This window comes from Flavobacterium pedocola, assembly GCF_053764385.1.
In genome coordinates, this window is sequence record NZ_JBSNCR010000006.1 from 34,961 (window position 1) to 49,468 (window position 14,508).

Below are 14,508 nucleotides of genomic sequence, written 5' to 3' on the forward strand. Positions count from 1 at the left end.
ATAAAAACGCTGTAGGACTTAGGTTTTACAGCGTTTTTTCAATATCAAAAATCAATAAATCAAACGATCGATTTCAGCGGCCAGTTCACGGTCTTTCATAGTAACCAGATCACCGGCAGAATGCGTAGAAAGCCAGATTTCCACTTTGTTCCAGGTATTGGTCCATGTTGGATGATGGTCAAGTTGCTGGGCCACAAGTGCTACCCGGGTCATAAAGCCAAAAGCTTCTGAAAAATCAGTAAAAACAAATTTTTTGTACAGCATGTTGTTTGCTTCTGTCCATTCGGATTTATTTTGCGTCGCCATAAGAATGTCTTTTTTAAGTTGTGTTTTGATACTTAAAGATACGCAAATTGACCAAGTAAATAGTTTGGTTACAGCCCTAAAATCCCTTTTTTGTATGTAAGTTGTTCCGCGCTCGGGTTTTCAATGGGGGAAATGTAAACTTCTTCCAGAAAACCATCCAGTTGTAAACCCATCGCGGCCAAATACTCCGTAACCGGAATGCGTTTTACTCCCGTAACATAATCATCAAAAAACCATTGTAGATTTTTATTGGTGAGCTTGTTGGTCACGGCAATTATATCATTTAGTGTATAAGGCTTATTGTTTTTTGCAAATTCATCATACAAACCGGCAAACAAATCATCAAGGCTTTTGGTGTTGTTGGTTGCTTTTCGAATTTCAATATCCAAGCCTAAGGCTACCAATTCGCCGCCGCCATACACCAGGTAGCGGTTTTCATTTTTATGGTTTCCGGCCTCACGAACACTCAGTTTGTTTTGCAGGTAATCGCGGCTGAAGTTGTATTTGGTAATCACGTTTTCAAAACGTTTGTAAAAAATGGCTTCGTCTATAATTTTGGTTCGGGTTAATAGAATATTGGTCAGATAATCGGTAAAACCTTCCTTGAACCATTCTTCCTGCCCATCCGGAATTAAAGTGTGTCCGTTCCAGAGGTGAATTGTTTCGTGCGCCATGATATGCCCCCAATTGGTACGGCTGTTTTTGTTTACTTTCCCTTTGATGATTTGGCTGAAACTGGTTCTAAAAGCACTTCCGTCGGTTAGGCGGTTGTTTTCGTTTACCACAATCAGGTATTTTTTCTTAGGCGAACCTTTGAAAACATTGGTGGTGGCTTCAATAATCGGTTGCATCAATTCGATGAACTGGTCTTCGCTGGCTTTCATTGAATTTCCTAAAGCGAACAGCAATTCAAAATCACCCAATTTGATTTCCTTTTCCTGATGTGTTCCCACAAAAAGGCAGTTGTTCAGTAAAAAACGAATATCTTCATTTACTGTGAAACTATTGGCTTTAGTGTTTTTAATCCAAGGGGTGGAAGCTTTCCAGTTTTGTGGTAATTTGAAATCAACAGTTACCTTTTTGATATCGGCAAGTGAAGGGACATCGGGCGCCATGAATAAGGAATAACCAGTGAAGAATAGTCCTTCGGGAACACGGTAAGCCACTTCGTCGATGCCTCCGCAATGGTCCCAGTTTTCAGAATCGTGCTGCAATAGAATGTCGTATTCAATTGTGTATTTTCCGTGGGTTGGCGATTGGATTTCCCAGGTTTCTTCGCCTAAGTCTTTAATGGTTTGCAGTTGACCTTTGGCATTTTTAGCCGTCAGGTTTTTTAGAAATTTGGCTTCCCCTTGCGGATTTGTTTCCGAACCGTGGGTCATCATATAGAATCGGTTTTTGGCTTGGGTCAAATCAAGCTCAGCTTTTACATGCAGTATGTTTTGTTGTTGTCTGATGAAATCGAGTTTGTAGCTGGCGTTTTGTGAAAAGATGTTGAAAGTGAAGAGTAATCCAAAGAGTAGAAAAAGATGCTTTTTCATAGTTGACTTTTAATTGATTTTTTTGATTGATGATTTCATCTTACGAAATCCGTCCGATGATAACCTAAAGACGAGTCAAAAACGTTTTTGTTACAGAAGGTCTTTTTTTTGTGCAGAAGAATTTAATTTTTAAGTGGTTACTTTTTCAGAAATGCGTAAATTGCAGCCTCAAATTTATTACCCAAAATGGAACAACAACAACCCTATCAACCTAAGAATAAAGTTAGAATTGTAACTGCAGCGTCGTTATTTGACGGACACGATGCAGCCATCAACATTATGCGCCGTATCATTCAGGCGACCGGTGTTGAGGTAATTCACTTAGGACATGACAGAAGTGTGGAAGAAGTGGTAAATACTGCTATTCAGGAAGATGCCAATGCGATTGCAATGACTTCGTACCAAGGAGGTCACAACGAATATTTCAAATACATGTACGATTTGCTTAACGAAAAAGGAGCAGGTCATATTAAAATCTTCGGTGGTGGAGGTGGCGTAATCCTTCCTTCTGAAATTTCGGAATTGCACGAATACGGTATCGAAAGAATTTATGCTCCGGATGACGGTCGTGAATTGGGGTTACAAGGCATGATTAATGATTTGGTACAACGTTCGGATTTTCCAGTTGGGGATAAATTAAATGGCGAAGTAAGTCATTTGGAAGATAAAAATCCAACAGCGATTGCGCGCGTGATTTCCTCTGCAGAGAATTTTCCTGAAGTGGCAAAACCTGCTTTGGACATGATTTATAAAATAAACCAGGACAGTAAAACCCCGGTTCTTGGAATCACAGGAACAGGAGGTGCCGGAAAATCATCATTAGTAGATGAGTTGGTACGTCGTTTCTTGATCGATTTCCCTGAAAAAACCATCGGATTGATTTCTGTTGACCCTTCAAAACGTAAAACAGGCGGTGCGCTTTTAGGAGACAGAATCCGTATGAATGCCATCAATAATCCTAGGGTTTACATGCGTTCGTTGGCAACCCGTCAATCAAATTTGGCGTTGTCGAAATACGTTCAGGAAGCGATTGAAGTGTTGAAAGCAGCCAAATACGATTTGATTGTTTTGGAAACTTCCGGTATTGGTCAGTCGGATACGGAAATCATGGACCACTCCGATGTTTCGTTATATGTAATGACACCGGAATTTGGTGCGGCTACTCAGTTAGAAAAAATCGATATGTTAGATTTTGCCGATTTGGTAGCGTTGAACAAATTCGACAAACGTGGCGCTTTAGACGCTATCCGCGATGTGAAAAAACAATACCAGCGTAACCATAATTTATGGGACGTTGATCCAGATAAAATGCCGGTTTTCGGAACGATTGCTTCACAATTTAACGACCCAGGTATGAACACGCTTTACAAATCCATCATGGATAAAATTGTAGAGAAAACAGGTATCGATTTGCATTCCACGTTTGAAATTACGCGTGAAATGAGTGAGAAGATCTTCGTGATTCCGCCGCACAGAACCCGTTATTTGTCTGAAATTGCGGAAAACAACCGTAAATATGATGAAACAGCACTTTCACAGGTTGATGTAGCGCAGAAATTATACGGAATTTTCAAAACGGTTGAAACGGTATCCGGAAGAGTACCTAAAATTGATAAAGCAGGAATTGTTGAAGAATCCTTAAATCATTCACCGGACAAGAAAGAATTTTTATCGTTACTGACCAAAGAATTCGACCGCGTAAAAATGAATTTAGATCCGTACAACTGGGAAATCATTTTAACTTGGGATGAAAAAGTAAACAAATATAAAAATCCGGTTTACTCGTTTAAAGTACGGGATAAGGAAATTAAAATTGCAACCCATACGGAGAGTTTATCGCATTCTCAAATCCCAAAAGTAGCGTTGCCAAAATACCAGGCTTGGGGCGATATCCTAAAATGGAACTTACAGGAAAATGTTCCGGGTGAATTCCCGTTCGCATCAGGATTGTATCCGTTCAAACGTGAAGGGGAAGATCCATCGCGTATGTTTGCCGGAGAAGGCGGGCCGGAAAGAACCAATAAGCGTTTCCATTACGTGAGCGCCGGTTTACCTGCAAAACGTTTGTCGACTGCTTTTGACAGTGTAACGTTGTATGGAAATGATCCACATGTTCGTCCGGATATTTATGGAAAAATTGGTAATGCTGGAGTTTCCATCTGTTGTTTGGATGATGCTAAAAAATTATACTCAGGTTTCGATTTGAGCCACGCAATGACTTCGGTTTCAATGACCATTAATGGTCCGGCGCCGATGTTGTTAGGATTCTTTATGAATGCGGCAATCGATCAGAACTGTGAAAAATACATCAAAGAAAACGGCTTAGAAAAAGAAGTTGAAGCTAAAATCAACGCTATTTATAAGCAAAAAGGTGTAGAACGTCCGCATTACCAAGGTGATTTACCTGCCGGGAACGATGGTTTAGGGTTGATGCTTTTAGGTGTTACCGGAGATGAGGTTTTACCTGCTGATGTTTATAACGATATCAAAATTAAAACTTTAGCGCAGGTTCGTGGAACGGTTCAGGCTGATATCTTAAAAGAAGACCAGGCACAGAATACCTGTATTTTCTCTACGGAATTCGCGCTTCGTTTGATGGGTGACGTTCAGGAATATTTTATTAAAGAGAATGTTCGTAACTTCTATTCGGTTTCGATTTCGGGTTACCATATTGCGGAAGCCGGAGCCAATCCTATCACTCAGTTGGCATTTACGCTGGCAAACGGTTTCACTTACGTGGAATACTATTTAAGCCGCGGCATGAATATCAACGATTTCGGTCCGAACTTGTCGTTCTTCTTCTCGAACGGTATTGATCCGGAATATGCGGTAATCGGTCGTGTGGCGCGTAAAATCTGGGCAAAAGCATTGAAAAATAAATACGGAGCGAACGAAAGAGCTCAGATGTTGAAATACCACATCCAGACTTCAGGACGTTCGTTGCACGCGCAGGAAATTGACTTCAATGATATCCGTACAACCTTACAGGCGTTGTATGCGATTTACGATAACTGTAACTCGTTGCATACCAATGCGTATGACGAGGCGATTACCACGCCAACGGAAGAATCGGTACGTCGTGCGATGGCTATTCAGTTGATTATCAATAAGGAATTAGGATTGGCGAAAAACGAAAATCCAATCCAAGGTTCATTCATCATTGAAGAATTAACGGATTTGGTGGAAGAGGCTGTTTTACAGGAATTCGACAGAATCACGGAAAGGGGCGGTGTACTTGGAGCAATGGAAACCATGTACCAACGTTCTAAAATCCAGGAAGAGTCTTTGTATTATGAAACCTTGAAACATACCGGTGAATTCCCAATCATTGGGGTAAATACCTTCTTAAGTTCTAAAGGTTCTCCAACAGTGGTTCCGGCGGAAGTTATCCGTGCGACTGAGGAAGAGAAACAATATCAGATTGTAATGTTGGATCACCTTCACACTGCTAATAAGGATAAAGTGGAAGAGCAACTGGGTATTATTCAGGAAGCGGCGATTCAAAACCATAATATTTTTGAAAAATTAATGGATGCTACAAAAGTTTGTTCGTTAGGTCAGATTACTTCGGCTTTATTTGAAGTGGGAGGGCAGTACCGAAGAAATATGTAGTTTTTAAAAGCTATAAAAGGTCTCAATTTTGAGGCCTTTTTTTTGTTATCGTAATTTTTGGCACGACTATTGAATTATACTTTTAACCAGAACATAAATTATTAAACCATGAGAAGAATTATATTATTTTTTGCGTTGATTAGCGGAATGTTGATGACGCAGAGTTGCGTTAGAGAGGAAGTTGTACATGAAGATGTTATTGATAATGACACCATAAGTGAAGTTTGGGAGTATACCAATGTGGATTTTCATCCCGGCAACGGATACAGTGTTTTATTAGACTTTCCTCATGCTACCTATACCTCTGATATGGTTTTGGTTTATCATTTATATGAGGTAAGCGGCGGACAGGATGTTTGGCGATTAATGCCGCAGACCTATTATTTCAGTGCCGGTGGCGAATTGGATTATAACTTTGATTTTACCACAACAGATGCCAGGGTGTTTCTGGATGCTAATTTTGATTTGAATACGCTTTCTTCCGCATGGACCGATAACCAGATATTCAGAGTGGTTGTTATTCCGGCTTACTTTGGAAACAAAAATGCCAAAGAGGTGGATTTGAATAACTATAATGAAGTGATTAAACACTTTAATATAGATGAGTCCAAAATTGTGAAAATTGCAAAATAAACAGAAACCGTCGCAAGACGGTTTTTTTTATGGATATAAGTTGATTGATTTAGGGGTGCTGTTGGTTTTAAAAATTAATTTCGACAGTCACCCCTATTTTTTTATAGGGTATTGTGTTTGTGTTGTAAAATTTTATATTTTTGCATCATAAAATTAGAGGGTATAAATCTAAAAACAGAACTTTATGTCAACATTTCGTTTTAAGGCCTTGGAAAAAGCCACAGACAGAAAGCCGGTAACGGTAGAAGAATTGGATAGAAAATCAGCGATTTTCGGTAGCAACGTTTTTGGTGACAAAGCAATGCGACAATTTTTAACTCCGGAAGCTTACAAAGCGGTAAAGAGCGCAATTGAGTTCGGAACTAAAATCGATCGTAAACTGGCTGAGTACATCGCCATGGGAATGAAAGAGTGGGCATTGTCAAAAGGAGTAACCCACTATACCCACTGGTTCCAGCCTTTAACAGGTACAACTGCTGAAAAACACGATGCTTTCTTTGAAACGTCAATGGACGGTAGCGACCCTGTAGAGAAATTTGGTGGAAGCCAGTTAGTACAGCAAGAACCGGATGCATCCTCGTTCCCGAACGGTGGAATCCGTAATACATTCGAAGCTCGTGGTTATACGGCTTGGGATCCAACCTCTCCAGCATTCATCTTCGGAACTACTTTATGTATCCCTACAGTTTTCATCTCTTATACTGGTGAGGCTTTAGATAACAAAACACCTTTATTAAGAGCTCTACATGCAATTGATACAGCTGCAACAGATGTAGCTAAATATTTTGATAAAAACGTTAAAAAAATCACACCTACTTTAGGTTGGGAGCAGGAATATTTCTTAGTTGATAGTGCTTTAGCCTATTCACGTCCGGATATTTTAGCGACTGGAAGAACTTTGTTAGGACATACCTCTTCTAAAGGACAACAATTGGACGATCATTATTTTGGTTCGATTCCAACGCGTGTGTTACAATATATGAGGGATTTGGAAAATGAATGTATGTTATTGGGAATCCCTGTAAAAACACGTCATAACGAAGTGGCTCCAAATCAGTTTGAGTTGGCTCCTATTTTTGAAGAAACCAATTTAGCGGTTGACCACAATTCTTTATTGATGGATGTAATGCAGAAAGTAGCAGAGCGTCATGATTTTAAAGTGTTGTTCCATGAAAAACCATTCAAAGGTGTAAACGGTTCAGGTAAGCACAATAACTGGTCATTGGCAACGGATACAGGTATCAACCTGTTAAGTCCCGGTAAAACACCAATGAGTAACTTACAATTCCTGACTTTCTTTATCAATACGATTAAAGCAGTTCATGATTATGAAGAACTGTTAAGAGCGTCAATTGCTTCTGCAAGTAATGATCACCGTTTAGGTGCTAACGAAGCGCCACCGGCAATTATCTCCGTTTTCATCGGACAACAATTGACTAAGGTATTATTAGAATTAGAAGGTGTTTCCAACGGAAAATTATCTCCGGAAGAAAAAACCGATTTAAAACTAAACGTAGTTGGAAAATTACCAGACGTTTTGTTGGATAATACAGATAGAAACAGAACATCTCCATTTGCTTTCACCGGAAACAAATTCGAGTTCAGAGCGGTAGGTTCTTCTGCAAACTGTGCGGTTTCAATGACTACTTTAAATACAATCGTTGCAAAACAATTGAAAGATTTTAAAGTGGAAGTAGATGCTTTAATCGAGAAAAAAGACATGAAGAAAGACGATGCAATCTTCAATGTTTTAAGAGAATACATCAAGGAGACCAAAGCTATCTTGTTCGAAGGTGACGGTTACAGCGATGCTTGGGAAAAAGAAGCGAAAAAACGCGGATTGAGTAATCATAAAACAACTCCAAAGGCGTTAAAAGCGAAAGTTTCTAAAAAAGCTATTGCTCTTTTCGGAGAAATGAACGTTATGAACCACGTTGAGGTAGAATCGCGTTATGAAATCGAATTGGAAGAGTACACTAAAAAAATTCAGATTGAAGGACGTGTTTTAGGAGATATTGCCCGTAACCACGTAATTCCGACAGCTATTAAATATCAAAATACGTTAATCGAAAACGTAAAAGGGTTAAAAGAAATTTTCGGAAAAGATTTTGAAAAGATTGCGAAAGAGCAAATCGGATTGATCAAAGAAATTTCAGAACATATCGAAGGCATTAACACCAATGTGGAAGCGATGACCGAAGAACGTAAGAAAGCAAACAATCTTACCAGCACGGAGAAAATGGCGGATGCCTATTGCGATAAAGTAAAACCTTATTTTGACATCATCAGAAGCCACTGCGATAAGTTGGAGCTATTAGTGGATGACGAAATCTGGACGTTAACTAAATACAGAGAATTATTGTTTACAAAATAATCTGTTTGTTTATATTTATTTTGAAAACCTCCTTCGGGAGGTTTTTTTATGCACTTCGGCTGCTTTTTTTAACGCTTGGTAGAATAATTGTAATTTCCTGAAAAATAGCTGTTTAATTATTTTACCCGTATGTTTTTTTGTTCTAAATTTGACTCATGAATCAACCACAAGATTCTTCTTCCAATGACAATTTTATACTACGGAAATTGTTACGAACTCCCCTTACACAGTTGAATAATTTTTTTATTGTTGATATCTTTATGGGTTAATCACATAAGGTACACGATTTTTTTAAATCGTTAAACGAACAGGTTAAAACCGCAATTTTTCTTTTTTGCCTTTAGCGGAAAAGAATCAACACAGGGATTGTGTTAAAAATTCGGTAATTTGTTGTTTTGCCTGTACTCAGAAACAAACAAACCCATAGAGGAAAGTGAGACAGATGCTGTCTGTCTCACTTTTTTAAATTCGGATCCATTAACTTGTTTTTTAGTTGGAAAAGCATTTTCTTAAAATTTTTAAGGGAGTGCTTTTCTTTTTTTGCTATTTTTCTGTCCGAATTTACAGCAAGATGAAAAACAGCTTTTACCTTATTTTACTGGTCTTCCTGAGTGGATTTTCGCAGGAGAAAATGACAGTTTACTTTGACTTTGATATACACGAAGTCAATTCCGAATCTACGGTCAAATTAGACGAATGGCTTCAACAGAATAAGGATATTGAAGTGTTGCAGCTTCATGGTTTTTGCGACAGCGTTGGTTCACACGAATACAATGATCAATTAGCGGTTCGTCGGATAAATTCGGTAGTGAAAAAACTTCAGGAACAAAAAATTTCCCTTTCTGAAAAACTGGAAAAGAAAGGATTCGGAAAGCGTTTTGAACAATCTTCCGTTCAAGCCGAAAACCGTAAAGTGGTTATTTATTATCAGAAAAAAGAGCTGAAACTCTCCGAGAAAATCCAACAATTGAAAGTAGGGGACAAACTGCGTTTACGAAACTTGAATTTTTACAACCATTCCGGAGTAGTGGTGCCTAAGTCGCGGCCAGTTTTAACAGAATTGCTCAGCATCATGAAGAAAAACCCAAAACTGAAAATAGATATTCAAGGACATATCTGTTGCCAGCTCGTATCCGATGCAGATGATATATCCACTTTGCGCTGCAGGACGGTTTACAATTTCCTGATAAACAATGGGATCGATAAAAACAGATTGTCGTACAAAGGATTCGGAAATACACAGCCCTTGTATCCCATTCCGGAGAAAAATGAATTTGAAAAAGACGAGAACAGAAGAGTGGAAATTCAGATACTAGAAAATTAGTAAAACGCGTTATAATTCATATAAATTTCGTTTATTCGTTTAAAACATTTAATCATGAAAAAGACACACTTGCTTCTGATGCTTTTCTTTTCTGTACTGGTAACTGCTCAGGAGAAGTTTACGGTTTATTTTGATACTAATAAACACGAGTTGACCAAGAAACAATCCGATTTGCTTGCGGCCTGGATTGCCGGCAATAAAGATTCTAAAGTGGTTGCCATCAACGGTTATGCTGATGAAGTAGGGACCACAGCCCATAACGATTCCCTTTCGCAAAGAAGGGTGAATTTTATTCACGGAATCATACTGAACAATAAAGTGAAAATCCGTGAAGACTTCAAGACCAGAAGTTTTGGCGAAACGTTTAACCAGTCTAAAATAAAAGCTGAAAACCGTAAAGTGGTTATTCATTATATCTTGTCAAAAGATTTGGCAAGGGAAAACGAAATTCTGGGGATCAAACCTGCAGAACTTACAGACGAACAAATCGTTCCCATCGAAGAAGCGGATATGAATTTTCCGCCGAATGCCACTTTGGAAGAAAAGATTAAGCTGTCCCGCCCGGGTACGCGAATCGAATTGAGAAATATCTATTTTTACCTGAATTCCTTCGGTATAATCCCAACTTCCAAACCCGCAATAGATGAACTGTTGATGGTTTTGGATAAATATCCTAAAATGCGCATCGAAATACAGGGACACATTTGCTGTACAGATGCCGACCGACGCAATTTATCATTAGAAAGAGCCAAACAGGTAAGAAGGGTGTTGCAGTCCAACAGCATTCCGAACAACAGGATAAAAGTGAAAGGATTTGGGGTTTCCCATCCGCGTTACCCGATTCCTGAAGCTAACCAAGAACAGGCAGCGGCCAACCGTCGTGTGGAGATTATGATTTTGAGCAAGTAATGAATAAGTGAAAAGGGATAAGTGATAAGTGATAAGTCAAAAGGGAAGTTGAGAATATTTATCAGTTGTGTACATTCAAATTATATTCAGCTAAATTCACATTGCTATGACAGAATATCAGGCAAAAATAAACAACTCCTTATCCTTCGATGTGACCAAGGACGACAGGCTGATTGGTAAACTCACTTACCAGAGTTGGTTTAAGTTCAATGCTGTAATAGAAATTGCAAACCAATCCAGTTATCAGGTTGTGCCGAAAGGTTTTTGGGGAACCACAATTGAAATTAAAGACGGGGAAAAGGTACTGCTGGAATTCAAAATGAACTGGAACGGAGAAATTATCGTGCAGACTTACTTTAACGGATCGGAGAAAGATTATGTTTTTAAGCACAGAGGTTTTTTTAAGGATTCATTTATCCTTGCCGACCAGGAAGGTGTTGAACTTATAGTGATGAAGCCACATTTGAAATGGAGCAAAATGAATTATGAGTATGCGATTACAATCTCTGACACCTTTGATGCTTTCCCTGATAAAGAATTATTGTTGCTGAATTCATTGCACTGTGCAAATTATTATATGTCTATGACGGCGGGTACAATGTAGCTTAAGTTGTGTTGGTATGTTTGCTTTCTGCTTTTAGTTAAACGGATTAAAAAACTTATCACTTATCACGCATAACTTATAACTTATTTTTACCTTTGCCCCACAACAACACAAACTTGCTACATGAGTTCTGATAACAGCCAACGTTATAATCTTCGTGGAGTTTCGGCTTCCAAAGAAGATGTGCACAACGCCATCAAAAACATTGATAAGGGATTGTTCCCGAAAGCTTTCTGCAAAATTGTTCCCGATCATTTAACCAATGACGACCATTATTGTCTTATCATGCATGCGGACGGAGCCGGTACAAAATCGTCTTTGGCCTATATGTACTGGAAAGAAACCGGTGACATGTCTGTTTGGAAAGGCATTGCACAAGATGCTTTGATCATGAATATTGATGATTTGCTTTGTGTGGGCGCTACGGATAACATTATGCTTTCGTCTACTATCGGAAGAAATAAAAACCTTATTCCGGGCGAAGTAATCTCTGCTATTATTAACGGAACAGAAGAGTTGATCGCTGAATTAAAAGAATATGGCGTAACAATTCATTCCACAGGTGGGGAAACTGCCGATGTTGGTGATTTAGTCAGAACGATTATTGTAGATTCAACGGTAACAGCACGCATGAAACGTTCACAAGTTGTGGATAATGCGCATATTCAGCCGGGCGATGTGATTGTTGGTTTGGCTTCTTACGGTCAGGCAAATTATGAAAAATCATATAATGGCGGTATGGGAAGCAACGGATTGACTTCTGCCCGTCACGACGTTTTCGCCAAATACCTTGCTGAAAAATATCCTGAAAGTTATGACGCTTCGGTACCGAACGACTTAGTATATTCCGGAAACGTAAAATTAACGGATAAAGTAGAAGGTTCCCCGATAGATGCCGGTAAACTGGTACTTTCCCCAACAAGAACATATGCGCCGATCATCAAGGCGATCTTAAATAAATATTCTGCCGGTCTGATTCACGGAATGGTGCATTGCAGCGGTGGAGCGCAAACTAAAGTGCTTCATTTTGTGGACAATGTACACGTAATCAAAGACAATTTGTTCCCGGTGCCGCCATTGTTCAAGCTGATTCAGGAACAATCCAAAACGGATTGGAAAGAAATGTATCAGGTGTTCAACTGCGGACATCGTATGGAATTGTACGTGCCGTCGGATATTGCGGAAGATATCATTGCCATTTCACAATCTTTCGGAGTGGAAGCCCAAATTGTTGGAAGGGTAGAAGCCTCAGAAAATAAAAAGCTAACAATCACTTCGGAATACGGAGTATTTGAATATTAAAAGAAAATCCCTCAACTGAGGGTTTTTTTTTATCTCTGAATCAAATTTGTTTTCTTTTTTTAAATTTTTTGAAATCTCAATATTGTAAAAATATGATTTTTGACCATCCCGAAAAACCTTACCTTTGTAAAAATTTAAAACCATGAACATAAATCCCAAGAACGGAGTAGGCGAGTTAGTTTTCGGAATGCAGCAACAACACGTAGTGGCTGTGTATGGTAAGCCTAATAAGCAATTCAAAGACGAAGAAGGAAATATTGTTTACTTGTATAACCAACACAAAGTGCGTCTTACGTTCTATGACGACGAAGAATTTCGTTTAGGATATATAGTAGTTTCGGATCCGGAAACAACACTTTTCGATAAAAAAATAATGGGGCGTTTGCCTAAAGAAGTACAAAGTGAATTGCCTGAGAAGTATTATAAAACATGGGAAATTGTAGAAGAAGACGGAATAGAAAGTTACTTTAATGAGGATAATTGGCTAATGCTTATCGCAGAATTTGGTGTAATAACTAAAGTGGAAGTTGGTGCCGTTTTCAATAATTATGACGAATTTGACTGGAAGTTTTCAGGATAACCAAAACAAAATAAGAGGTATAAAAAAAGGCACAAAAGTAAAAACCATTGTGCCTTTTTTGTTATCCTATAAGATGTTATTTTTTCGTCGGATCCGTCATTTCGATTTCGAAAATCAAGTTGGAATTTGGCGGGATAACTGTACCGGCACCTTTTTGTCCGTAACCAAGATTGGCTGGGATGAAAAAGGTTGCTTTGTCACCAAAGTTCAGGTTTTCCAAAGCTTCGATGAATCCAGGTATTAAACCGTTTTTGTTTCCATAGGTAAAAGGAAATCCGTTGTATCCGCCTTGTTGTGCACGCATCGGGTCGTGTTTACCGTACATTTTGGCCACATCCTCAAAACTGGTGTCAAACATTTTTCCGTTTTCAAAATAACCGGCATAACCAATTTGCACCTGAGCACCTGCTGCCGGTTTTACACCGGTTCCTTTTTTGGTGACTACATATTGTAAGCCGCTTGCTGTTTTGGAAGCTGTAGCTCTTAATTTGTCAAATTCGGCTTTTTTCATTTGGATTACCTGGCCGTATTTGGTTTCGTATTCTTTGTCTTTTAATGCCTGTTCTTCAGCCTGTTTCTTTCTTTTTTCTTCTTCTAAAGCAGCTTGTTTTTTGTCGTCTTCTGCTTTGTTGGCATAATAATCTGCAAAAATTTTAGGAGCATTGAACTTCTGGGCCTCTTTTCCTTTGCGGATGATGGTCATTTTTACAATGTTGTCGCCTTGCTCAATTTTATTAACCACATCCATTCCCTGGGTTACTTCCCCGAAAACAGTGTGTCTTCCGTCCAGCCAAGGTGTGTCTTTGTGTGTAATGAAAAACTGGCTTCCGTTGGTTGCCGGACCAGAGTTGGCCATAGACAAAATTCCGCCTTTAGTGTGTTTTAATTCCGGAACGATTTCATCCTTGAATTTATAACCCGGATCTCCGGAACCGTTTCCTAACGGATCACCTCCCTGAATCATAAAGTCTTTGATTACACGGTGGAATTTAATATTGTCGTAATAAGGTTTTCCTTTATAAGCTTCACTAACTATAGTATTGGTTCCTTCGGCCAGTGATATGAAGTTGGCAACGGTAATCGGTGTTTTCTTGTATTCAAGTTTAACCGTTATTTTTCCTTTGTTGGTTTCGATATCGGCAAAGATACCTTCGTTATTGTTGTTGACTACTGTTTTTGTGGCAACAGCCTTTTTCTTTGTTGCTGTGGTTTTGGCTTTTTGTGCGTAGCCGCTCATTACACCTAAAAACAATAAAAGTAGAATTTTGTTTTTCATTTTATAGTTCATTAACCTTACTCTTTTTGCATTATGCAGGGATTTTC

At 38.9% G+C, this 14,508-nt stretch carries 11 protein-coding genes; 8 read left to right on the plus strand and 3 right to left on the minus strand.

What is annotated here, in order from left to right; translation table 11 throughout:
* Nucleotides 1-51: 51 nt before the first annotated feature.
* Together ACWPKD_RS13480 and ACWPKD_RS13485 are read right to left on the minus strand one after the other, a co-directional pair.
* The gene (locus ACWPKD_RS13480; RefSeq protein WP_455413213.1) at nucleotides 52-306 is read right to left on the minus strand and encodes a 4a-hydroxytetrahydrobiopterin dehydratase; all 255 of its coding nucleotides are present in this window, start codon (nucleotides 304-306) and stop codon (nucleotides 52-54) included.
* A gap of 68 nt (nucleotides 307-374) precedes the next feature.
* Nucleotides 375-1,847, minus strand: a complete 1,473-nt coding sequence (locus ACWPKD_RS13485) for a M61 family metallopeptidase (RefSeq protein ID WP_455413214.1) — start codon at nucleotides 1,845-1,847, stop codon at nucleotides 375-377.
* 186 nt (nucleotides 1,848-2,033) lie between these two features.
* On the opposite strand from ACWPKD_RS13485, the gene ACWPKD_RS13490 reads away from it, so the two are divergent.
* From ACWPKD_RS13490 to ACWPKD_RS13525, 8 genes are all read left to right on the plus strand, one after another.
* Nucleotides 2,034-5,459, plus strand: coding sequence for a methylmalonyl-CoA mutase family protein (locus ACWPKD_RS13490; RefSeq protein WP_455413215.1), 3,426 nt, complete (start codon nucleotides 2,034-2,036; stop codon nucleotides 5,457-5,459).
* Between the two features lie 108 nt (nucleotides 5,460-5,567).
* Complete coding sequence (locus ACWPKD_RS13495) at nucleotides 5,568-6,092, plus strand: hypothetical protein (RefSeq protein ID WP_455413216.1); 525 nt, start codon at nucleotides 5,568-5,570, stop codon at nucleotides 6,090-6,092.
* A 184-nt stretch (nucleotides 6,093-6,276) separates the two neighbouring features.
* Nucleotides 6,277-8,466 carry a glutamine synthetase III family protein gene (locus ACWPKD_RS13500; protein ID WP_455413217.1) on the plus strand — a complete coding sequence of 730 codons (2,190 nt, stop codon included), beginning with the start codon at nucleotides 6,277-6,279 and terminating at the stop codon, nucleotides 8,464-8,466.
* 571 nt (nucleotides 8,467-9,037) lie between these two features.
* Entirely contained in the window at nucleotides 9,038-9,790 is a 753-nt protein-coding gene (locus tag ACWPKD_RS13505) for an OmpA family protein (protein ID WP_455413218.1), read from the plus strand.
* A 54-nt stretch (nucleotides 9,791-9,844) separates the two neighbouring features.
* Nucleotides 9,845-10,699, plus strand: coding sequence for an OmpA family protein (locus ACWPKD_RS13510; protein ID WP_455413219.1), 855 nt, complete (start codon nucleotides 9,845-9,847; stop codon nucleotides 10,697-10,699).
* Nucleotides 10,700-10,805: 106 nt separating this feature from the next.
* On the plus strand, nucleotides 10,806-11,303 hold the full coding sequence (locus ACWPKD_RS13515) for a hypothetical protein (RefSeq protein ID WP_455413220.1): 498 nt from the start codon (nucleotides 10,806-10,808) through the stop codon (nucleotides 11,301-11,303).
* Between the two features lie 123 nt (nucleotides 11,304-11,426).
* Nucleotides 11,427-12,605, plus strand: coding sequence for an AIR synthase related protein (locus ACWPKD_RS13520; RefSeq protein ID WP_455413221.1), 1,179 nt, complete (start codon nucleotides 11,427-11,429; stop codon nucleotides 12,603-12,605).
* Between the two features lie 142 nt (nucleotides 12,606-12,747).
* Nucleotides 12,748-13,185 carry a hypothetical protein gene (locus ACWPKD_RS13525; protein ID WP_455413222.1) on the plus strand — a complete coding sequence of 146 codons (438 nt, stop codon included), beginning with the start codon at nucleotides 12,748-12,750 and terminating at the stop codon, nucleotides 13,183-13,185.
* A 76-nt stretch (nucleotides 13,186-13,261) separates the two neighbouring features.
* Here the strand turns inward: ACWPKD_RS13525 and ACWPKD_RS13530 are convergent, their stop codons facing one another.
* Nucleotides 13,262-14,461, minus strand: a complete 1,200-nt coding sequence (locus ACWPKD_RS13530) for a peptidylprolyl isomerase (RefSeq protein WP_455413223.1) — start codon at nucleotides 14,459-14,461, stop codon at nucleotides 13,262-13,264.
* Between the last annotated feature and the right edge of the window lie 47 nt (nucleotides 14,462-14,508).